General features: G+C 63.3%; 19 protein-coding genes. 2 read left to right on the plus strand and 17 right to left on the minus strand.

Annotated elements, in window-relative coordinates; translation table 11 throughout:
- Window positions 1-29 precede the first annotated feature (29 nt).
- The 11 genes from bamA to ACZXDY_RS04340 form a co-directional block, all read right to left on the minus strand.
- Window positions 30-2,609, minus strand: a complete 2,580-nt coding sequence (gene bamA / locus ACZXDY_RS04290) for an outer membrane protein assembly factor BamA (protein ID WP_130229731.1) — start codon at window positions 2,607-2,609, stop codon at window positions 30-32.
- A gap of 175 nt (window positions 2,610-2,784) precedes the next feature.
- Entirely contained in the window at window positions 2,785-3,936 is a 1,152-nt protein-coding gene (rseP, locus tag ACZXDY_RS04295) for an RIP metalloprotease RseP (RefSeq protein WP_130229730.1), read from the minus strand.
- A 42-nt stretch (window positions 3,937-3,978) separates the two neighbouring features.
- Window positions 3,979-5,202 (minus strand): 1-deoxy-D-xylulose-5-phosphate reductoisomerase, encoded by a 1,224-nt coding sequence (gene dxr / locus ACZXDY_RS04300; RefSeq protein WP_464344637.1) that lies wholly within the window; start codon window positions 5,200-5,202, stop codon window positions 3,979-3,981.
- 4 nt (window positions 5,203-5,206) lie between these two features.
- The gene (locus tag ACZXDY_RS04305) at window positions 5,207-6,055 is read right to left on the minus strand and encodes a phosphatidate cytidylyltransferase (protein ID WP_464344638.1); all 849 of its coding nucleotides are present in this window, start codon (window positions 6,053-6,055) and stop codon (window positions 5,207-5,209) included.
- A complete protein-coding gene (locus ACZXDY_RS04310) occupies window positions 6,052-6,810 on the minus strand; it encodes an isoprenyl transferase (RefSeq protein WP_028162757.1) in 759 nt (252 codons plus the stop codon). Before ACZXDY_RS04310 ends, ACZXDY_RS04305 begins: the two co-directional genes overlap by 4 nt.
- Window positions 6,811-6,824: 14 nt before the next feature.
- Window positions 6,825-7,388, minus strand: coding sequence for a ribosome recycling factor (frr, locus tag ACZXDY_RS04315; RefSeq protein ID WP_028162758.1), 564 nt, complete (start codon window positions 7,386-7,388; stop codon window positions 6,825-6,827).
- 150 nt (window positions 7,389-7,538) lie between these two features.
- Entirely contained in the window at window positions 7,539-8,255 is a 717-nt protein-coding gene (gene pyrH / locus ACZXDY_RS04320) for a UMP kinase (RefSeq protein ID WP_028162759.1), read from the minus strand.
- A 66-nt stretch (window positions 8,256-8,321) separates the two neighbouring features.
- Entirely contained in the window at window positions 8,322-9,245 is a 924-nt protein-coding gene (tsf, locus tag ACZXDY_RS04325) for a translation elongation factor Ts (RefSeq protein ID WP_456642364.1), read from the minus strand.
- Between the two features lie 126 nt (window positions 9,246-9,371).
- The gene (locus tag ACZXDY_RS04330; protein WP_028162761.1) at window positions 9,372-10,370 is read right to left on the minus strand and encodes a 30S ribosomal protein S2; all 999 of its coding nucleotides are present in this window, start codon (window positions 10,368-10,370) and stop codon (window positions 9,372-9,374) included.
- Window positions 10,371-10,699: 329 nt separating this feature from the next.
- Window positions 10,700-14,146: a DNA polymerase III subunit alpha gene (dnaE, locus tag ACZXDY_RS04335; RefSeq protein WP_464344639.1), complete on the minus strand. Its 3,447-nt coding sequence runs from the start codon at window positions 14,144-14,146 to the stop codon at window positions 10,700-10,702.
- 766 nt (window positions 14,147-14,912) lie between these two features.
- Window positions 14,913-15,662 carry an outer membrane protein gene (locus ACZXDY_RS04340; RefSeq protein ID WP_028162763.1) on the minus strand — a complete coding sequence of 250 codons (750 nt, stop codon included), beginning with the start codon at window positions 15,660-15,662 and terminating at the stop codon, window positions 14,913-14,915.
- A gap of 304 nt (window positions 15,663-15,966) precedes the next feature.
- Here ACZXDY_RS04340 and ACZXDY_RS04345 point away from each other — a divergent pair, with 304 nt between their 5' ends.
- Together ACZXDY_RS04345 and ACZXDY_RS04350 are read left to right on the plus strand one after the other, a co-directional pair.
- Window positions 15,967-16,263: a DUF3551 domain-containing protein gene (locus ACZXDY_RS04345; protein ID WP_464344640.1), complete on the plus strand. Its 297-nt coding sequence runs from the start codon at window positions 15,967-15,969 to the stop codon at window positions 16,261-16,263.
- A gap of 139 nt (window positions 16,264-16,402) precedes the next feature.
- Window positions 16,403-16,696, plus strand: coding sequence for a DUF3551 domain-containing protein (locus ACZXDY_RS04350; protein WP_464344641.1), 294 nt, complete (start codon window positions 16,403-16,405; stop codon window positions 16,694-16,696).
- 65 nt (window positions 16,697-16,761) lie between these two features.
- On the opposite strand, the gene ACZXDY_RS04355 is transcribed toward ACZXDY_RS04350, so the two are convergent.
- From ACZXDY_RS04355 to ACZXDY_RS04380, 6 genes are all read right to left on the minus strand, one after another.
- A complete protein-coding gene (locus ACZXDY_RS04355; protein ID WP_028162765.1) occupies window positions 16,762-17,460 on the minus strand; it encodes an ABC transporter ATP-binding protein in 699 nt (232 codons plus the stop codon).
- 8 nt (window positions 17,461-17,468) lie between these two features.
- Window positions 17,469-18,749 carry a lipoprotein-releasing ABC transporter permease subunit gene (locus tag ACZXDY_RS04360; RefSeq protein WP_130226894.1) on the minus strand — a complete coding sequence of 427 codons (1,281 nt, stop codon included), beginning with the start codon at window positions 18,747-18,749 and terminating at the stop codon, window positions 17,469-17,471.
- A gap of 74 nt (window positions 18,750-18,823) precedes the next feature.
- Complete coding sequence (proS, locus tag ACZXDY_RS04365) at window positions 18,824-20,143, minus strand: proline--tRNA ligase (RefSeq protein WP_464344642.1); 1,320 nt, start codon at window positions 20,141-20,143, stop codon at window positions 18,824-18,826.
- Window positions 20,144-20,353: 210 nt separating this feature from the next.
- Entirely contained in the window at window positions 20,354-20,881 is a 528-nt protein-coding gene (locus tag ACZXDY_RS04370; protein WP_464344643.1) for a copper chaperone PCu(A)C, read from the minus strand.
- A gap of 31 nt (window positions 20,882-20,912) precedes the next feature.
- Window positions 20,913-21,416, minus strand: a complete 504-nt coding sequence (locus tag ACZXDY_RS04375) for a TlpA family protein disulfide reductase (RefSeq protein WP_028162769.1) — start codon at window positions 21,414-21,416, stop codon at window positions 20,913-20,915.
- Window positions 21,413-22,639, minus strand: a complete 1,227-nt coding sequence (locus ACZXDY_RS04380; RefSeq protein WP_464344644.1) for a sialidase family protein — start codon at window positions 22,637-22,639, stop codon at window positions 21,413-21,415. Before ACZXDY_RS04380 ends, ACZXDY_RS04375 begins: the two co-directional genes overlap by 4 nt.
- Between the last annotated feature and the right edge of the window lie 10 nt (window positions 22,640-22,649).

The following is a 22,649-nucleotide window of genomic DNA, read 5'->3' on the forward strand; positions in this document are numbered from 1 at the left end:
ATCCGTCGCAGTGCGGCCGACGATCGCGGTTAGAACGATGTTCCGCCGCCAAACTTGAATTGCTGCACGCGATCGAACTGACCCTTGGTAAGTGGGACCGCGTAGTCGAACCGCAGCGGACCAAACGGCGATTGCCAGATCAGGCCGACACCGACCGAGGTGCGGACGACGTTACCATTATCGTACTGCAGTCCGAGGCAGGTTCCAGGATTGGACGGGACCACCCCATTGCCGACAGTTGGCGGAATGCAGCCCGGCACGTTGACCTCGCCCGTCTGCGCCCACGACGTCGGTCCCTTGTAGTCATAGAGACCACCGGCGTCAGCATAGATCGACCCCTTGAGCCCGACTTCCTTCGGCAGGAACCAGAACGGCATCTGCAATTCCGCCGACACGCCCCAGTACTTGGTGCCGCCGAGCGCGTCCATCGTGCCGAACGGGTTGATGTCGCGCGGACCAATGCCGTTCGGAGCAAAACCGCGGACCAGGTTCGGACCCATCTGGAAGTGGTCGAGCATCCGGATCTGATCGTTGCCGACCTGGTTGAGAATACCACCCTGGGCATGGATCAGGCCGACGATATCGGCGACCAGCGGGGTGTAGTACTTCACGTCGATCGCGGACTTGATGTAGCTGACGTCACCACCGACGCCGGCGAAGTCCTGCTTGAAGTCGACCAGCAGGCCGTCCGTCGGGTTCTTGTTGTTGTCGAGCGTGTTGTAGTTGAGCGAGTAGCCGAGCGCCGACGTGAGCGTCTTGCCGCCCTGCAACTCCTTGCGAACCGGCAGCGAAGCTTCGCCGTCGCTGTAGCACCACAGGCCAAGTCCGGAGCTGTCGGTGGCGCTCTGGCCCCCGGCTGTCGCAGTGCCTCCCGCGGGAATTCCGTTCAGTTGCGCGAAGGCCGGCGACGGGTTGAAGGCAAGCAGGCCGTTGTTGGGATTGTTGTTACAGTTCGCGAGCTGGTACGGCAGGCTGATCTTCTGCTGATAGATCGAGTAGCGGAGCTGCAACGCGAGGTCTTCACGCAGGCTGAAGCCTAGCCGCGGGCTGAAGCCGAGCGTTTCGGTACCGTACGAAATGTAGCTGTTTGCGAGTTGCTGGCGCTGGTACAGGTCGAGACCGAGCGCGACGCGATAGTCGAGCAAATACGGCTCGACGAACGACAGCGAGTAGCCGCGCGCATATTGTCCGTAGGTCACCGACGCCTTCGCAAACAGGCCTCGTCCCAGGAAGTTGCGTTCCGAGATACTGACTTCGGCGAGCGCACCGTCCGTGGTCGAATAGCCGCCCGAGACCGAGAAGTCGCCGGTCGACTTCTCCTCGAGATCGACGACCAGGACGACGCGGTCGCTGGACGAGCCCGGCTCGGTGGTGATCTTCACGCTCTTGAAGAAGTCGAGGTTCTTCAGCCGCCGCTCGGCGCGGTCGACCAGGGCGCGGTTGTAGGCGTCACCCTCGGAGAGATCGAACTCGCGGCGGATCACGTAGTCGCGGGTGCGGGTATTGCCGCGAATATTGATACGCTCGATATAGGTCCGCGGGCCCTCGTCCACGGCGAACACGATCGAGACCGTGTGATTCTCGAAATTGCGATCGCCGCGCGGCCGCACGACGGCGAAGGCGTAGCCGCGCCGCGAGGCTTCGATCTGCATTTCCTCAACCGATTTCTCCAGCGCCTCGGCGTTGTATAGCGAGCCGACGGAAACACGCGAGAACGAGCTCAGCGAGTTCGGATCCAGCGTCGCGATCGAAGACTGGTAGCTGACGGACGCCACCCGATACTGCTGTCCCTCCTCGATCTTGAAGGTGACGAGGAAGCCCTTCTTTTCGGGATCGTATTCGGTCAGCGCGGCCACCACCTGCACGTCGGCGAAGCCGTGCTTGAGGTAGAAACGGCGAATCAGGTCGCGGTCGGCCTCGACCCGATCGGGATCGTAGGTGTCGGCGCCGCCGAGGAAGCTCAGCAGGTTTGATTCGCGGGTCTTGATGACGTCGCGCAGGCGATAAGAGGAATAGTAATTGTTGCCGATGAACTCGATCGACCGGACACCGGTCTTCTGGCCTTCGGTGATGGTGAAGATCAGGTCGACGCGGTTGTTCGGCTGCTCGATGATCTCCGGGTTGACGCGCACGTCATAGCGGCCCGAACGGCGGTAGATTTCGACGATACGCTGGGCATCGGACTGCACCATCGGGCGCGAGAAGGTACCGCGCGGCTTCGACTGGATTTCAGCCGAAAGCTGGTCGTCCTTGATCTTCTTGTTGCCCTCAAAGGCGATGCGGCCGATCACGGGGTTTTCGACCACGGTGACGACGATCCGGCCGCCGGCGGGCGTGATTCGAACGTCCTGGAACAGGCCGGTCTCGATCAGCGCCTTCAGGCCATCGTCGATGTCAGCCTGGCTCAGGCGCCCGCCCGGACCCGGCTTGAAGTAGGAGCGGATGGTCTCGACCTCGACACGGCGGTTCCCCTCCACCGTGATCGACTCCACCGTCTGCGCAACGGCAGGCGCAGACACAAACATTGCCGCCAGAGAGGCAGCCACCGGCACAGCGAACATGATCAGAGCGGCAAGCAAGCCCCCCCGCACTCGCATTCCAACAATCATGCGCACCGCGCCCTTATCATTCCACGGCCGGCCCGTTCCCCAACGGACCGGCAGATTCCCAACCTTGCTGCACAGCTTGTAGCCAATTTTGTTACGTCGGCAACCGACTGACGGCTGTACAATTCCATTTTCATTCCAAGACGTTGCCGTTAGGCAACGCCACAAAAAAGCCGTTTCACGATGCCGCGAGATGGAGAATGTCGTTGTAAGTCGCGAACACCATCAGCATTAGCACCAGAGCGAGGCCGATTCGGAACCCCATTTCCTGTGCGCGTTCAGATAACGGCCGGCCGCGGATCGCCTCGACCGCATAGAACAGAAGGTGACCGCCATCGAGCAGCGGTACCGGGAACAGGTTGAGAAGCCCGATCGAGATCGAGAGCACGGCGGCAAGGTGAATCAGAGCGGCAATGCCGATGCTGGCGACCTGGCCCGAGATTCGCGCGATCCCAAGCGGCCCGCCGACCTGGTTTGCCGCCTCGCGCCCGGTGAACACACCGCCGATATAGGACAGTGTCCGATCGACCACGAACCAGGTCTCCTTCACCCCGAGCCAGAGCGCGGTGGCGGGATCGACCCGCTCGGTCACTTGCTCGCCCGGAGCGGTGGCGCGGGTGATTCCCAGGATGCCCTGCCGGTGGGTGTTCCCGAAGGGATCCTTGATGTCGCGAAGCTCAGGCGTCGCCTGCAACTGGATCGTGGAACCGCTGCGTTTGACGGTGAAAGTGAGCTGATCGCCGCCGTGGATGCTGACGACGCGCTGCATGTCCGAGAAGCTGCCGATCGTAGTACCGTCGATCGCGGTGATGACGTCACCAACCTGGAAACCGGCGACCGCCGCGGCACTTCCCGGCTCGACCTTATCGACCTGCGCCGTGGTGCTCGGCTTGCCGAAGAAGGTGAACAGGCAGGTGAAGATCACGATCGCCAGGATGAAATTGGCAATCGGGCCGGCGGCGACGATCGCCGCGCGCGGCGCGACCTTTTTGTGATGGAAGCTGCCCTTCCGCTCCTCCGCCGTCATGCCCGAGAGGGTCTCAGTCGAGGGCGTGGAAGCTTCACTGTCATCGCCGAAGAATTTGACATAGCCGCCGAGCGGAATCGCAGAGAGCTTCCAGCGCGTACCATGCCGGTCGTTGAAGCCGAACAGCTCCGGCCCGAAGCCGAGCGAGAAGGTCAGCACCCTGACGCCGACCCAGCGGGCGACCAGGAAATGGCCGAGCTCGTGAAAGAAGACGACGATGGTCAGGACAAATAGGAAGGGAACCACATAACCGACGAGCCCGTGGCTCAACGTGTTGAAACCATGTACGAAAAACTCGGTCATTCAGTTCCCCTCAACCAGGGCAACAGGCCCGGTTCCAACCCTCTAAGATGCCTTTAAGGCAATTTGAGGCAATAGGGAGGCAGCCCTATTTCTCGCGTTATGGTCAACGGAAATCGCATCATCTGCCGATGTCAGAGGCGCCAGATTGCCGGACCTGATCCAGTCGTCCAGGGTCGCCTCCACCAGCCGCGCGATCGCGCCGAACTTGATCTTGCCGGCGATGAAGGCGGCAACCGCCACCTCATTGGCTGCATTATATACCGTGGTCGCGCCCCGACCGGTCCTTAACGATTCGTAAGCCAGCCGTAGCCCCGGGAACCGCTCGAAATCCGGCGCCTCGAAGGTCAACTGGCCGATCTTGGCCAGGTCGAGCTTGGCCGACGGCCCGACGATCCGGTCCGGCCAGCCGAGGCAATGCGCGATCGGGATGCGCATGTCGGGCGTGCCGAGCTGAGCGACCACCGAACGGTCCGAGAATTCCACCATGCCATGGATGATCGACTGCGGATGCACGAGCACGTCGATCTGATCCGGTGTCAGCGCGAACAGGTAGGAGGCCTCGATCACCTCGAGCCCCTTGTTCATCATCGAGGCCGAGTCGATCGTGATCTTCTGGCCCATGCTCCAGTTCGGATGCTTCAGCGCCTGCTCGAGGGTGGCTTGCTCGATGTCGGCGGGAGCCCAGGTGCGGAACGGACCGCCGGAAGCGGTGATGATCACCCGCACCAGCTCCTCGCGATTGCCGGAGCTCAGCGCCTGAAACAGCGCATTATGCTCGGAATCCGCCGGCAGGATGCAGGCGCCCGCCTTCAGCGCGCGCTGCATGAAGAAATCGCCGGCGCAGACCAGACATTCCTTGTTGGCGAGCGCGACCGTCGCTCCGCGATCGACCGCCGCGAGCGCCGGCTTCAGGCCCGCTGCACCACTGACCGCCGCCATCACCCAATCCGCCGGCCGTGCGGCGGCCTCGATGATCGCGCTGTCGCCGGCGCCGCATTCGATCCGGGTGCCCGCCAGCGCATCCTTCAATTCGGACAGCTTGCTCGGATCGGCCACGGCCGCAAAACGCACGTTGAATTCCCGGGCGAGCTTGGCCAGGGCCTGCGCATTGCCATTGGCGGTCAGCGCCTCGACGCGGAAACGGTCGCGCGCGCCGCGCAGCAAGTCCATGGTGCTGTCGCCGATCGAGCCGGTGGCGCCCAGCACGGTCACCGCGCGGACCGCGGAGGCCGCAGCCTTGTTGTTTCGCAATGGGACAGCACTCATTTTCTCACCAAACCATAAGACCGCGGCCGACGCCATCCGCGCCGCCCCGCAAGAAGCCAAAAATTGCGGCAACGGCAACCGCGGCGACGAAGCCGTCCAGCCGGTCCATCAGCCCGCCATGGCCGGGAATGAGATGGCTGGAATCCTTCACGCCGAACCGCCGCTTCACCGCGGACTCGAAGAGATCGCCGAACTGGGAAACCACCGAGAGCACCGCGCCCAAGACCAGCAGCGGCACAACCGCGCCGAGGCCGAACACCGCAAAACCCACCGCGACGACGAGACTACCGACGAAGCTGCCGACCGCGCCCGCCCAGGTCTTCTTCGGGCTGACCCGTGGCCAGAGTTTTGGGCCCCCAATGCTGCGACCGGCGAAATAGCCGCCGATGTCGGTCGCCCAGACGACCAACAACACGAACAGCAGCGCCACGAAGCCTTCTTCCGGATCCTGCCGCAGCAGGACCGAGGCGACTTCCGCGACGGCGGCGTAACAAAATCCAGCGATCGTCCACCGACGTTGCTCGGATGAAATCACAGCGACCACGATCAGCCCGATCGCCAGCACCGATAGCGCAGCGTCAAGCCGCCCTGCCCCGAGACAGAGCCCAGCAGCCGCCAGCGCAAGCGCACCGGCCATGGTCATGCGCAGCATGTGTCCGGCGCCGATGACCATCAGCCATTCGACATAAAGGCCGATCGCGGCGAGCGTGACCAGAAGCGTCCAGAGAACACCGCCGGCATAGGCGATCGCAATCGCAACCGGCGCCAAGACCAGCGCGGCGATGATGCGCATCAAGAGATTGCGCGAGGACGGCTCGCTCCTTGCCGCGGGTGCGGCTTTATCTTGGGTCACGATGCGGTTTTCGCAGCCAGACCGCCGAAGCGGCGCTCGCGTCTGGCGTATTCGGCGATCGCACTTTCCAGCGCCGCCTTGTCGAAGTCCGGCCAATGGATCGGCACAAACACAAGCTCGCTATAGGCCGCCTGCCACATCAGGAAATTCGACAGCCGCTGTTCGCCGCTGGTGCGGATGATCAGATCGGGATCGGGAATGTCGGGCGTGCCGAGATATTGCCCGAGTGTGTCGGCATCGATCGATGCGGGATCGCGCCTTCCTTCCGCCACCTCCCGCGCCAGCCGCCGCGCGGCGCCGGCGATCTCCTGGCGCGAGCCATAATTGAAGGCGACGACGAGATTGAGCTTGGTGTTTGCCCTGGTCAGCTCTTCGGCTTCGTTGAGCAGCGCGCAGATATCGGGATCGAGTCCCTCGCGCTCGCCGATGACGCGCACCCTCACCCCGTCCCGGTGCAACGTCGCCAGATCGTTGCGGATGAAGCGGCGCAACAGGCCGAAGAGATCGCCGATCTCGGTCGCCGGACGCGACCAGTTCTCCGACGAGAACGAGAAGATGGTGAGATAGAGGATGCCGAGTTCGTGCGAGGCCCGCACCACCCGGCGCAACGCCTCCACGCCGCGCCGATGTCCCTCCGCGCGCGGCAGGCCGCGTGCCGCCGCCCAGCGCCCGTTGCCGTCCATGATGATCGCCACATGCAACGGACTGCCGGTTCGATCCGGTCCGGCAGTTGCAGGTGCGGGGGCGTTCGACATTGGCGCTGTCCAAATCAAACGGTCAGGATTTCCTTTTCCTTGGCCGCCAGCAACTGATCGATCTCGGCGATCACGCCGTCGGTCGCCTTCTGCACCTCGGCGGCGAGCCGCTCCTGATCGTCCTCGGAGATCTCGTGATTCTTCTCGAGCTTCTTGACGACATCGAGCCCGTCGCGGCGGACATGGCGGACCGCCACCTTGGCCGCTTCCGCATATTTATGCGCGACCTTGACGAGTTCCTTGCGCCGCTCGGCGTTGAGTTCGGGAATACGCAGCCGCAACACCTGGCCTTCGGTCGCGGGCGTGAGGCCGAGATTCGAATCGACGATCGCCTTCTCCACCGCCTTGACCATCGTCTTGTCCCAGACCTGCACCGAGAGCAGCCGCGGCTCGGGCACGCTGACGGTGGCGAGCTGGTTGAGCGGCATATGCGAGCCATAGGCCTCGACCTGGACCGGCTCCAGCATCGACGCCGCGGCACGGCCGGTACGCAGGCCGCCCAATTCGTGCTTGAGGGACTGGGTCGCACCTTGCATGCGGCGCTTTACTTCGTTGATGTCAAAACCAGGCGTGGGCATGACGCTCTCCCCTTCCTCTGGATGGTCCGATCAGGTGGGATCGGATCACGATCTAATCACTTCGTTTGAGCATGATCTCCGCGGAAAACCGGTTTCCACTTTTCCGGATCATGCTCGAGAAACCAACCGCCTTGCCGCAACGCCCAAGCGTCAGCCGGCGACGACCGTACCGTGGCCCGTGCCGCGCAGGATGGCGCCGATCGAACCAGGCTCGGCGATCGAAAACACAATGATAGGCAGCGACGTCTCGCGGGCAAGCGCGAATGCGGTCGCATCCATGACCTTGTAACCGCCGGCGATCGCCTGCGAATGCGTCAGGCGATCGAAACGTTTGGCCGACGGGTCCTTCTTGGGATCGGCGCTGTAGACGCCGTCTACGTTGGTGGCCTTCAAGACCGCGTCCGCGCCGATCTCGGCCGCGCGCAGGACCGCGGTGGTATCGGTGGTGAAGAACGGATTGCCGGTTCCACCGCCGAGCAGGATGATCTTGCCCTCGGCGAGGTATTTGTGCGCCGCACTGCGGGTGAACAATTCGGAGATTTCCGGCATCACGAAGGCTGACAGGGTGCGCGCCGGCGTGCCCTTGCGCTCGACCGCCGATTCCAGCGCGAGGCAGTTCATGACGGTCGCCAGCATGCCCATGGTGTCGCCGGTGGTCCGGGACACGCCATGGGACGACACCTGCACGCCGCGTACCATATTGCCGCCGCCGACCACGACCGCAATCTCAGTGCCGAGATGGCGCGCCGCGATCAGGTCGTCGGCGATGCGGTCGATGGTGGGCTGGTCGATGCCGAAGGATTGGCTGCCGGCGAGGTATTCGCCTGAAAGCTTGATCACCACGCGACGATAGACCGGCTCAGCCATGATGCTCCCTCATCCCGCGCAAGCAGGTTCCGGCACGATGGCGCCGGAACCGTTCGACCCACGCGGTTACTTCTTGCCGCTGGCCGCCGCGACTTCGGCTGCGAAATCGGATTCCTGCTTCTCGATTCCCTCACCAAGAGCATAGCGCACAAAACCGGCAATCTTCACCGGACCGCCGACCTTGCCCTCAGCTTCCTTGACCGCCTGCGCCACGGACTTTCCGCTATCGTGGATGAAAGCCTGCTCCAGCAGGCAGACTTCCTTGTAGAAGGTCTTCAGGCCGGACTCGACGATCTTCTCGATCACGTTCTCGGGCTTGCCCTGCTGACGGTACTTGTCGGCCAGCACATCTTTCTCGCGCCGGACGACGTCGGGATCGAGCCCGGCGGGATCGATCGCCTGCGGGTTGGCCGCGGCGACATGCATGGCGAGCTGGCGGCCGAGCACGGCAAGCTCATCGGTCTTGCCGGCCGATTCCAGCGCCACGATCACGCCCATCTTGCCGGCGCCCTCGATGACTGCGTTGTGGACGTAGCTCGACACCACGCCCTTGCCGACCTCGAGCGAAGCCGCGCGGCGCAGCGTCATGTTCTCGCCGATGGTCGCAATCGCATCGTTGATCGCAGCCTCAACAGTGACGTCGCCGACCTTGGCCGCCTTGATCTTCTCGACGTCGGCGCCAACCTCGAGCGCGACCTGGGCGACCATCTTGACCAGGCCCTGGAATTGATCGTTGCGCGCGACGAAGTCGGTCTCGGAATTGACCTCGACGACGACGCCCTTGGTGCCCTGGGTCAGGGCGCCGATCAGGCCCTCGGCCGCAACGCGACCGGCCTTCTTGGCGGCCTTCGACAGGCCCTTCTTGCGCAGCCAGTCCTGCGCGGCCTGCATGTCGCCGGCGGCCTCGGTCAGCGCCGCCTTGCAATCCATCATTCCCGCGCCGGTCGACTCGCGCAGGTCCTTGACCATCGCTGCTGTGATCGTTGCCATCATTGAATTCCTTCTTGCCTGTGAAGCGCGGCGGCGCCCTTAGGGCGCCGCCGTCAGCGACAGGGAATGCCTTGATCTGGGAATTGAAGCGCTGGCCGGAAAGGTCCGGCCACGCGGCCGTTCAGGTTATTCCGCTTCCGCGGTAAGCGCCTTGGCCTGGGCGACCCAAGCGTCGGCACGGCTCGGCAGACCGACCTGTTCGCCGATCTTGTGGGCGGTGTCGTGATCGAGCTCGGCGAGCTGCCAGTAGTGGAAGACGCCGAGGTCATTGAGCTTCTTCTCGATCGTGCCCGACACACCGGTGAGCTTCTTGAGGTTGTCGGCAGTGCCACGCGGCCCCGGCAGACCCTGGAAGCCGGTCGTCGCCGACGGCGCCGGGAGTTCTTCCTGTTGCGGCTGGACGGAGGCGCCGATATCGATGCCGGCATCGCCCTGCGCGCGCGAGATGCCGTCGATCGCGGCCCGCGCGACCAGGTCGCAATAGAGCGAAATCGCCCGGCCGGCGTCGTCATTGCCCGGCACCACATAGGTGATGCCCTTCGGGTCCGAATTGGTGTCGACGATCGCGGCGACAGGGATGTTGAGCCGCTGCGCTTCCTGGATCGCGATGTCTTCCTTGTTGGTGTCGATCACAAAGATCATGTCGGGCAGGCCGCCCATGTCCTTGATGCCGCCGAGCGAACGGTCAAGCTTGTCGCGCTCGCGCTGCAGCGTCAGCCGTTCCTTCTTGGTGTAGGAATTGGCTTCGCCGGACGAGAGCACCTCGTCCAGATGGCGCAGCCGCTTGATCGAGGCCGAGATCGTCTTCCAGTTGGTCAGCGTGCCGCCGAGCCAGCGCGAATTGACGAAATACTGCGCCGAGCGCTTGGCCGCATCCGCGACCCCGTCCTGCGCCTGCCGCTTGGTGCCGACGAACAGGATACGGCCGCCCTTGGCGACGGTATCGCTGACCGCCTGCAACGCACGGTGCAGCATCGGCACGGTCTGGGCGAGATCGATGATATGGATGTTGTTGCGGGCGCCGAAAATGTACTCCGCCATTTTCGGGTTCCAGCGGTGGGCCTGGTGGCCAAAGTGCACGCCAGCTTCCAAAAGCTGACGCATAGTGAAATCGGGTACCGACATCGTTTTGATTCTCCGGTTGGTTCCTCCGGAAACGTGTGAGCAAGCGAGCCTTGTCGGCCCGGCTGCCACCGGACGGCCTTCTAGAGCCATGTTTCCGTGTGAGATGGCGCGCTGTATAGCGCGATTTCCGCCAGAAGCAAATATGGGCGGATTTGGGGGCGCCTGGCGGCCTTAGGCGATTGGCGACGATTGGCACGCCCATTTCCTCGACATCTCGGCGGCGACACCATTTCCCAATGGCAGCAATCACTTATCTCGGTTCAACAACCGAATCTGTGAAGAATGCAATCCGCTGCGCCGTCGGTGGCGTCGGATCCGCAATCCGCCGCTCACAGCGTTTCGACCATCTCGACGCCGGTCACCGCCTTGATGGCGCCTGCGATCTGCGGGGATACCTGGAAGCGGCCTTCGAGCTTGAATTCGACCTCGGTCTCCAGATCGAGCCGCAGCACCAGCGCGACGTCGCCACCGGTGCCGTTGCCCGGCTGAAGCCGCTTGGCGATCGAGTCCAGCGGCTTGGTGTCGCGCAGGAAGATGCGCAGACCCTTTTGCGTCTTGGCGGCTGCGGCATCGAGCGGCTCGGCATGCAGCACGCGGGCGCGGACGTCCTCGCCCTGCAGCTCGGCGCCGAGCTGCAGCAGCACGGCTGCGCCCGGCTCCAGCACGTCGCGGTATTGCGCCAATCCTTCGGAAAACAGCACCGCCTCGAAATGGCCCGTGGGATCGGACAGGCCCATGATGCCCATCTTGTTGCCGGTCTTGGTGCGCCGCTCCATGCGCGACACCACGGTCGCGGCCACCTTGCCGGCGGTCGCACCGGTTTTCACCGCGCGCGAGAACTCGGCCCAGGATTGCACGCGCAATCGCTTCAAGGCCGTGGCGTAGTCGTCGAGCGGGTGACCCGACAGGAAGAAGCCGATGGCGTCATATTCGCGTCGCAGCCGATCCGCCGGCAGCCACGGCTCGACCTGCGGCAGCACGATGCTCGGCGCGTCCGAAAGCCCGCCAAACATATCGTTCTGGCCCGATGTCGCGGCCTCATGGCTCCGCTGGCAGGCGGCGAGGATCGCATCGGCGCCGGCGAAGACGCGGGCCCGGTTCGGGTCGAGCGAATCGAAGGCGCCGGCGGCGGCGAGGCTTTCGATGATGCGCTTATTGATTGCGCGCGGGCTCACGCGCGCCGCGAAATCGGCCAGCGATGTGAAGGCCCCCTTGCGCCGCTCCTCCACGATCTGCTCGACCGCCTGCAGACCGACGCCTTTCAGCGCAGCCAATGCGTAGTAGATCGTCTTGTCGCCGACATCGAAGGTTGCGCCGGAACGATTGACGTCGGGCGGCTCGACCTTGATCCCCAGCCGCTGTGCCTCGGCACGGAATTCGGAGAGCTTGTCCGTATTGTTGAGTTCGAGCGTCATCGACGCTGCCAGGAACTCCACGGGATAATGCGCCTTCATATAGGCGGTCTGATAGGAGACCAGCGCATAGGCCGCGGCGTGGCTCTTGTTGAAGCCGTAGTCGGCGAACTTGGCGAGCAGTTCGAAGATCGTCTCCGCCTGCCCTTTCGGCACGCCATTCTTGACCGCGCCGGCGACGAAGATCTCGCGCTGCTTCTCCATCTCGGCGCGAATCTTCTTGCCCATGGCGCGGCGCAACAGGTCGGCTTGGCCGAGCGTGTAGCCTGCCATCTGCTGCGCGATCTGCATCACCTGCTCCTGGTAGATGATGACGCCGAACGTCTCTTTCAGGATCGGCTCCAGGATCGGATGCAGATATTCCGGCTCTTCGTCGCCGTGCTTGCGCGCGCAATAGGTCGGGATGTTGGCCATCGGGCCGGGGCGATACAGCGCCACCAGCGCGATGATGTCCTCGAAACGGTCCGGCCGCATGTCGATCAGCGCGCGCCGCATGCCCTGGCTTTCAACCTGGAACACGCCGACCACATCGCCCCGCGCCAGCATCTGATAGCTTTTGGCATCGTCGATCGGCAGCGTAGCTAGGTCGACATGCACATCGCGCTGCTTGAGCAGCCTCACGGCGACATCAAGCACCGTCAGCGTCTTCAGGCCAAGGAAGTCGAACTTCACAAGCCCCGCCGGCTCGACCCATTTCATGTTGAACTGGGTCACCGGCATGTCGGATTTGGGATCGCGGTAGAGCGGCACGAGCTCGCTCAAGGGGCGGTCGCCGATCACGATACCGGCGGCGTGGGTCGACGCGTGCCGCGTCAGGCCTTCCAGGCGCTGCGCGATGTCGAAGGCGCGCGCGACCACCGGATCCTCGTCGCGGAAAGCCTGCAGCTTGGGTTCGCCCTCGATCGCCTGCGCCAGCGTCACGGGCGCGGCGGGATTTTGCGGCACCAGCTTGGTTAGCTTGTCGACCTGGCCATAGGGCATCTGCAGCACACGGCCGACGTCGCGCAGCACGCCGCGCGCCTGCAGCGTACCGAAGGTGATGATCTGCGCCACCTGGTCGCGGCCGTAGCGCTCCTGCACATAGGAGATCACCTCGCCGCGACGATCCTGGCAGAAGTCGATGTCGAAGTCCGGCATCGACACGCGTTCGGGATTGAGGAAGCGCTCGAACAGCAGCCCGAATCGGATCGGATCAAGATCGGTGATCGTCAGCGCCCAGGCAACCAGCGAGCCTGCGCCGGAGCCACGGCCCGGCCCGACCGGGATGTCGTGGGCCTTGGCCCATTTGATGAAGTCGGAGACGATCAGGAAGTAGCCCGCATAGTTCATGCGGTTGATGACGTCGATCTCGAAGGCGAGACGCTTCTGATAGTCCTCTTCCGTGATGCCCGGTGACAAGCCGTGGATCCGCAGACGCCTCGCGAGCCCCTCCTCGGCCTGGCGCATCAGCTCCGCCGCCTCCTCGCTTGCCGCATCGGAGGCCGATTCGGCGCCGACCGTGAAGCGCGGCAAGATCGGCTTGCGTGTCCTCGGCCGGAACGAGCAGCGCTCGGCGATCTCGACCGTCGACGCCAGGGCTTCCGGAATGTCCGCAAACAGCACCGCCATCTCGGCGCGTGTCTTGAAGCGGTGGTCGGGCGTGAGCTGCTCGCGATCGGTCTCTGCGATCAGCCGGCCGCCGGCAATGCACAGCAGCGCATCGTGGGCCTCGTAGTCGTCGGTGCTCGCGAAATAGGGCTCGTTGGTCGCAACCAGCGGCAGCCCCTTCGTATAGGCAAGATCGATCAGGCCGGCCTCGGTGCGGCGCTCTTTGTCGATGCCGTGGCGCTGCAGCTCGATATAGAGGCGGTCGCCGAACAGGCTTGCCAGCCGGTCGCAACGCGTGGCGGCAAGGCTCGCTTGATCGGCCGCGAACGCAAGCGTGATCGGCCCGTCCGGACCGCCGGTCAGCGCGATCAGGTCCTCGGCATCGTCCGTCAGCCAGTCGAACTTGATATGCGGCAACTGGTGGACGGGCGTCTCGAGGAACGCCCGCGAGTTCAGCCGCATCAGGCTGCGATAGCCGCGTTCGCGCGCGGCGAGCAGCACGATTCGGGCCGGAGCGCCGGCCAGCACACTGCGCGAATTCGGATCGACGTCGCCGAAATCGATCGCGAGTTCACAGCCGACAATAGGCTGGATGCCATAGCCGGCCATCTTGTCGGAGAATTCCAGCGCCCCGAACATGTTGTCGGTGTCGGTCAGCGCCAGCGCCGGCTGGCGGTCCGCCTTGGCGAGCTCGCCGAGCTTGGCGATCTTGATCGAACCCTTCAGCAGCGAATAGGCCGAATGAACGTGAAGATGGACGAATCCGGCACTGGGCATGGGTGATTCGAACGGCCTTGGTTTGGTGGAGGAACGCAACCGCCGGGCCTGGGCACATGGCCGCCGATCCCGACTCGCCATTCAATGGTGAAGCGTCCGATCCCCGGAGTCCACGCCGAACGCGCCATCGTGATGCGGCGTCCCGCTTTTCCCCAAGGGATGGCAACCGATGGCGGCCGACGAAATCGATGCGCCCTCCTCCCACTCAGAACTGCGGAATCAACTGCGCCCAGACCGCGATCATTCCAATGAACAGCGTGATCGATGCCAGCGCCGCCGCCTCTTCGACGAAAATCTTCAACATCGGCCGTCTCCTTGATGAGAACATACGAGGAACATTGTTCCTTATTTGTTCATGGAGTCAAGGCCGAGCCGTCGGGCTGCCGCGGAGAATCGAACGCGAATGAAGCGGGTGGTTAATGCGCGGCCGCAACCAGCAAGGTCATCCGAACACTTTTTCCGGTTGGACCGTCAGCCTGTGAGCGACGTAGGGCTCCTCGCTGTAGCGCTCGAGGATTTCATTGCAGACGAGGCAACGGAATTCCCCCGGCTGACCGGGAAGCGAATCGACCTCGATGCGGCGGTAACCGGCTTCGCATCTCGGACATTGCACGTCGGATTTCAGCCTGGCGCTGGGGATGCGCCGCGATCGCGTCATTTTCGCGCCGCGCGCCGAGAATGATCAGGAGCCGATCGCAGGCAAGCCAAGAAAAAAGCCCCGGGCAGATCGCCCGGGGCTGATTGTGCCGCGTTGGTTTCGCGAGGATCAGTACTTGCCGATGAGCGGAGCGCCGCCGAAGCCGAACTTGTAGTTCACGCGGACGGTGACGAGGTCGGCGTCCTGCTTGATGTCGTCGATACGCGTGACGCCGAGAATCGGGCTGACGAAGGTGTGGCTCTCGGTGTCGAGGAACAGATGGTTGTATTCGACGCCGGCCGACCAGCCGGGAGCGAAGGCGAATTCGAGGCCAGCGCCAACGGTGCCACCCCAACGGGTCTTTTCGACGCTATCAATGGTCAAGCCAAGGACCTGGCCCTGGTACTTGCTGTTGGTGACCGCAGCACCGCCCTTCGCGTAGAGCAGCACGTTGTTCCAGGCGTAACCGACCTGACCGGTGATCAAACCGAAGGCGTCGATCTTCGTGCGGTTGGAGAGAGCAGGAGCAAGGAGGCTGGCGTTCGAGCCGCTGAAGTCGGCCCAGTTGCCCTGGCCTTCGACACCGAACACCCAGTTGCCCGCCTGCCAGCGATAGCCGAGCTGGCCACCGACCGTACCGCCGGTCGCATCATGGGAACCTTCACCGACGCCGAAACCAAACTCCGACCTGTTGGTCCAGGTGTTGTGGCTCGAGCCCCAGCCGCCGTTGACGCCGATGTAGAAGCCGCTCCAGTCATAGATGGCGGCAACCACCGGCGGAGCCTTCGTATAAGGACGCGCAGCGAGATCCGCAGCGACCGCGGGCGCAGCGGCGCCAAGGGCGACCAAGCTCGCCGTTACAAGCAAAACCTTTTTCATTTTATTTCCCGTTCCAGATGTGACGACCCCACGGCCTTCACGCGCCTCAATAAACAGGGTTCCTCAAAATTGCTGTAACTTGGCTGCAACAGATACGGCGAAACGATTCTGACGAAAACGTGAGTTAATGTTGTATTACTTATACTTAGCTTCCGAAGATCGTACCGTTCCCCTGCCTCAAAAAATTCACAATTCGGCCTTCGCCACACTCGTTGTGTTGCATATTTGTTTGACGTCCTCTCGGTTGTACGGCTTGGATCGGGTGACGAGCGAACGAGCGACGAGCTGCGATCAAGGAGAAGAGATGCGCAACGTAATCGTGGTTTTGTCCGCGGCCGCCGCGATCGGCGCCCTTGGAACCGCGCCGGCCGCAGCGGTCGGCACGCGCTATCCATTCTGTATCCAGGGGAACGAACAGCCCGGGCTCAGCAACTGCACCTTCACCAGCTATGAGCAGTGCCAGGCAACGGCGTCCGGGCGCTTCCTGTGGTGCATACCCAATCCCTTCTATGCCGGCGGCGGCAACGGTCCGCGGGCTTCGCGCCGGCCTCTGCCGCCGTCCCCGCCCGCAATCCCCTTCTTCGAGCCTTTCAACGATTGAGTCGGGGTGCACGTCCGCTCCGCGAAGACCAAATGATCGGCGCGGGAACGTGACTTGACGGTCCCGCCCGCGAATACTCTGTTCCGAGCGGGGTTAGCGATGGGAGGACGGAATAGTCGTCCTGACGCGGGAGGAACCGATGCGCATCCCGATGTTGGCGATCCTGACGCTTGGCGCGGTCGCGGCGGCGTCATCCGCCCGCGCGCAGACTTATGACCCGAATTATCCGGTCTGCCTGCACGTCTACGGCCCCGTCACCTATTACGACTGCAGCTACACCTCGCTGCCCCAATGCGCGATGTCCGCGTCGGGCCGGGCGGCCCAGTGCGTGATCAATCCTTACGCGGCCAACGCCTACCCTTATCCTTACGCGGCCAATGCGTATGTCAACTCGTCACCGCGGCGTCACAAACGATATCGCCGGGTCTACTGAGAGACCTTTGTTTAAGCATGATCTCCGCGCAAACGCTTCGCGTTTGTCGCGAGGAGAAACGTGCTCTAATCAAGCTCGACCACCTGCCCGTTCGCCAGCGACACGCGGCGGTCCATCCGGGCGGCAAGGTCCATGTTGTGGGTCGCGATCAGCATCGCAACCCGCGTCGCCTTCACCAGTTGCATCAGCGCGTTGAAGACGTGGTCAGCAGTCTGCGGATCAAGGTTGCCGGTCGGCTCGTCGGCCAGCAGCGCCCGTGGCGCGTTCGCAACTGCGCGCGCAATGGCGACCCGCTGCTGCTCACCGCCGGAAAGCTCGGCCGGCCGATGCTTGATACGGTCTCCGAGACCAAGATAGGACAATATCTCGGTCGAGCGTTTCACGGTCTCGGAGCGTTTGAGGCCGCGGATCATCTGCGGCAGCATCACATTCTCCAGCGCGGAGAATTCCGGCAACAGCCGGTGCGACTGGTAGACGAAGCCGATATCGGTGCGGCGAATCTGGGTGCGGTCGATATCCGACATTTGCGACGTCGGCGTGCCTCCGACGTAGACTTCGCCGTCGTCGGGAGTCTCGAGCAGACCCGCGATGTGCAGGAGCGTCGATTTGCCCGAGCCTGACGGCGCCACCAGCGCCACGGACTGTCCCGGCCACAGCGCGAGCTTGGCGCCGTCGAGAATCGTCAGCGTCGCCTCACCCTGCCGGTACTGGCGCTTGATGTCGTGGAGATAGATGACCGGCACATCTTGCGCCCCCTCCGCCATCTCAGCCCTCATTCGTAGCGCAGTGCTTCGACGGGATCGAGCCGCGCGGCCCGCCACGACGGATAAAGCGTCGCCAGGAACGACAGCGTCAGCGCCATGATGACGACGGCCGTGGTTTCGCCGAAATCGATCTCGGCCGGCAGCTTCGACAGGAAATAGAGCGTCGGGTCGAACAATTCGGTGCTGGTGAGCCAGGACAGGAATTGCCGGATCGATTCGATGTTCATGCAGATCAGCATGCCCACGAGGAAGCCGACGATGGTGCCCACGACACCGATCGAGGCGCCCGTGATCAGGAAGATGCGCATGATCGATCCTTGCGAGGCGCCCATCGTGCGCAGGATCGCAATGTCCTGTCCCTTGTCCTTTACCAGCATGATCAGGCCGGAGACGATGTTGAGCGCCGCGACCAATACGATCATGGTCAGGATCAGGAACATCACGTTGCGCTCGACCTGCAGCGCGTTGAAGAAGGTCGAGTTGCGCTGCCGCCAGTCGACCAGGAACACTGGCCGTCCCGCGGCTTCCGTCACGGTCTTGCGAAACGTGTCGATGCGATCGGGATTGGTGGTGAATATCTCGATCGCGGTGACGTCGTTGTTGCGGTTGAAATAGGCCTGCGATTCCGCAAGCGGCATGAACACGAAACCCGAGTCATATTCGGACATGCCGATCTCGAACACCGCCGCGATCTTGTAAGGCTTGATGCGCGGTGTCGTCCCCATCGGCGTCACCGCACCGCGCGGGGCCACCAGCGTGATGCTGTCGCCGGCATGCAGCGATAGTTGATCGGCCAGGCGGCGGCCGATCGCGACCCCCTGCGCTTCGTCGAAATTCTCGAGGCTGCCCTGCTTGATGTTCTTCGCGATCGAGAACAGGTTGTTCAGATCTTCCGCCCGCATGCCGCGCACGAGCACGCCGGAGGCATTGAAGGCGGAGGACGCCAGCGCCTGGCCGTCCACCACCGGCGCCGCAAGCCGGACGCCCTGCACCTGGCTGATGCGCTCGGCGACATCCTTCCAGTCGGTGAGTGGCGATTCCAGCGGCTGGACCAGGAGATGGCCATTGAGGCCGAGGATCTTGTCGAGCAATTCCTTGCGGAAACCGTTCATCACGGCCATCACCACGATCAGCGTGGCGACGCCGAGCATGATGCCGAGAAAGGAAAAGCCGGCAATGACGGAAATGAAACCCTCCCTGCGACGCGCCCGCAGGTAACGTCCGGACAGCAGCCATTCGAAGGGCGCAAAAGGCGGGGTACGGACTTTTTCGGTCATGGCCTCATCCATGTGTCGATAATCCCATGATTCGGGGCCAAATGTGGCCAGACTGGCCAACCGCACGCGGATGCGGTGGATAAACGCTATCCCGCGATCTTCACAAGCGCGTCGTCGAGCGTGAGGTTTTCGCGCGTGCCGTCGCTGCGCCGCTTGATCTCGACCTTGCCTTCGGCCAGGCCTTTCGGGCCGACCAGGACCTGCCAGGGGATGCCGATCAGGTCGGCGGCGGCGAATTTCGCGCCGGCGCGCTGGTCGGTATCGTCATAGAGCACGTCGACGCCCTTGGCCTTCAAATCCGCGTAGAGCTTTTCGCAGGCAGCATCAACGGCGGCATCGCCCTGCTTCAGGTTCAGGATCGCCGCCTTGAACGGCGCAACCGCCTCCGGCCATTTGATGCCGGCATCATCGTGGCAAGCCTCGATAATGGCGCCGACCAGCCGCGAGACCCCGACGCCATAGGAGCCGCCGTGGATCGGCACTTCCGCGCCGTCGGGCCCCGCAACCAGCGCCTTCATGGTGTCGGAATATTTGGTGCCGAAATAGAAGATCTGGCCGACCTCGATGCCGCGGGTGTTGACCCGCTTCTCCGCCGGCACCTCACTCTCGAAGCGCGCAGCATCATGGACGTCCTCGGTCGCGGCATAGACCGAGGTCCATTGCTTGATGATGTCAGTGAGATCGCCGTCGTAGTCCACGTCATCGGGCGGAATCGGCAAATCGAGCACGTCGCGATTGCAGAACACGCCGGACTCGCCGGTCTCCGCCAGCACGATGAATTCGTGGCTCAAGTCGCCGCCGATCGGCCCGGTCTCGGCGCGCATCGGGATCGCCTTCAGCCCCATTCGCGCGAACGTGCGCAGGTAAGCCACGAACATCTTGTTGTAGGCGCGCCTCGCACCGGCCTCGTCGACGTCGAAGGAATAGGCGTCCTTCATCAGGAACTCGCGGCCGCGCATCACGCCGAAGCGCGGCCGCTGCTCGTCACGGAACTTCCACTGGATGTGGTAGAGATTGAGCGGCAGGCTCTTGTACGACTTCACGTAGGCACGGAAGATTTCCGTGATCATTTCCTCGTTGGTCGGCCCGTAAAGCAGCTCGCGCTTGTGGCGGTCGGTGATGCGCAGCATTTCCGGGCCGTAGGCGTCATAGCGGCCGCTCTCGCGCCAGAGGTCGGCGAGCTGCAGGGTCGGCATCATCAGTTCCAGCGCGCCGGCGCGGTCCTGCTCCTCGCGCACGATCTGCGCGATCTTCTGCAGGACCTTGAAGCCGAGCGGCAGCCAGGCATAGATGCCCGCGGCCTCCTGCCGGATCATGCCGGCGCGCAGCATCAGGCGATGCGAGACGATCTCCGCCTCTTTCGGGTTTTCTTTCAGGATAGGCAGGAAAAACCGCGACAATCGCATGGGCGCACTCAGGAATCAGTTGAGGAGGCAAGAGAAACGCAGTGAAACCGGATCGGGTGCGAAAACACAAGGCCGGGAATTGCGAAAAAGCCGCCAAATAAGCCGATTTGCGGGCGTTGCGCCGATTTGTAATGAGATCGCCGGGGGTGGGTAAAGCGAACCTTACCAGCCGTTCACACTAAATCTGGCCCACCCTGCAGCTCCATTGCCTCACTTGCTGCCGGAATGATCGTGCGACTTCTTCATTTCCATGTGGCCGCCCTGTTCGCCGCCCGGCGCCTGTGCTCCGACAGCCTGCACATCGAGCGACAGCGTCACCTTGCCCGCCTTCTCGAATTCGAGCGTGACCGGCACCTTGTCGCCCTGCTTCAGCGGCTGCTTCAGGTCGAGCATCATCAGATGATAGCCGCCGGGCGCGAGCTTCACGGTCTTGCCGGGCTCGATCGCGAGGCCCTTGTCCTGCGGCCGCATCTTCATCACTCCGTTCTCCGTCACCATCTCGTGCACCTCGAGCTTGCCGGCGATGTCGCCGGAGGCCCCCACCAGCCGGTCCGGTGACGAGCCCTTGTTCTCGATCGTGAGATAGCCGCCAGCGACCTTCGCGCCGCTCGGCGTCGCCCGGCTCCAGGCCTGGCTGATGACGAGATCGCCGGCCTTGATGTCTTCGGCCTGCGCCGGGACACCGAACAAGAGGGCCAGCAGAGGAGCGAGCGTAATGATGGAAGAGAGTTTCTTCATGTTGTTTTATCCCGTATTTCAGATTGACTTGTTATCTTGATCCCGTCGTCGCGGCTTGTCCTTGTGCCCATTTGTCGAGCTCCGGCATCTCGGCCGCTCCCTCGATGGTGGTGACTGCGCCGCCGCGCGCGATCAGCATCGTGCGCGGAATATCGCCCTGCCAGGCCGGATCGATTTCAAATCGTAGCCGATCGGCAAAGCCATCGCTGAACATCCAGTTCTCGGCCGCGGAGAGCCCGGCTTTCTGCAGCATCGATTGCGTCGCCTCCGGGAGGTTGGGCACCAGGTCCGCACTGATCGTGACCACATCGATTCCAGGATGGTCCTTCATGAACTTGCCGAGCTGGGGCAACTCGACCTTGCACGGACCACAGGTCACGCCCCAGAAATGAACCAGGGTCGGACGACCGGCGTGTGAACGCAGAATTTGCTGCCAGCTTCCGCGTTCGAATGACTTGAGCTCGGCGTCATCCGCGGTTGCTGCGGCGGAAAGCGTCCCCAACAGAAATGCTGCGGCAAGCAGTTCGCGTTTCATGGCTGTCTCTCGATTGGTTGGAAACGATATCCATCGGCCTTCGTCATCCAGGAGAGATAGACTCGCCGGCTGTCCGAGACGAGCAGCGGATGGTCGGAATTGTCGGTCGTGCTGGCGATCACCCTGGATGTCGACCAGGTCGCTCCATCATCTTGTGACGTCATCAGCTTCACCTCGGTCTTCTCGCCGTCGAACTCCTTCCAGACCATCACAAGCCCTTCCGGTCCGGCGATGACCTGCGGCCGCGACGGGCTTCGGCTGGGCTCGCCGATCGGCAGCGGATGCGAGAAGGTTTTTCCGCCGTCGGTCGAGCGCGCATAGAACAGCCCCTTGCGCGCCTTGCCGTTCGTGTACCAGGCGACATGATAGGTTCCATTCGGCGAGATTGACAGGCTCGGTCCGTGGTGCGGACAAGCCGCGATCTGCCAGTCATCCCGGCTGACGCGGTGAACCTCCCCCGGCGAGGCCGAACCTGAGAAGGTGACGACGGCATGATCGCGGACACCGCCTTCAAAGATGTTCCTAAATACGATGACCGGGCGGCCGCTACCATACAGGGCCAGGCCGAGGCGACAACATTCGCAGGTGTTGTCGGCGACGAGCTGCGCGTCGGAGTAAGTCGAACCGCCGTCCTTCGATGTCGCGAAGAACAGGCCCGCGCCGTCGTAGGGCTTGCCGTTCTGCCGCGCCGGCACGCGGTTGCGCTTGTCGAGCCAGGCCGCGAACACGGTGCCGTCAGGCTCCAAGGCAATGGCCTCGAAGCGCTGGCTCTCGTTATCAGCGGTGATCGGGCGCACCGGAGCAAAGCTCTTGCCGCCATCGGTCGATTGCGTCGCGAGCACCTGACCGTTGAAGGCCTTGTCCCTGAAGATCGAGAACGCCAGCGCAATCCGTCCCTTGCCATCGATGGCGATCTTCGGACGAGCGTCCGGCCCCCAATCCAGATTTAAGCTCTCGCGCGTGACCTGCACCGCCGAAGAGAAAGTCTTTCCGTCGTCCTTCGAACTTGCAACGGAGATCTGGCCGCCGGCCATCCACACCAGCCAAAGCGTGCCGTCGGCAGCGAACACGGGCGTGACCTTGCTCGCGCAGCGCAGGAGCGTTTCCTCGCACGCGGCTTCCGATGCGTGCTGATGGTTCATCTGCGCGAATGCACCGCCGTGCCAAAGCGTGGAGACGGCCGCGATGGCGGCAGCGCCGAGGATAGCTCTGAGGTCCCTCATGACAACGCAC

It is taken from the genome of Bradyrhizobium sp. LeoB3 (assembly GCF_055456055.1).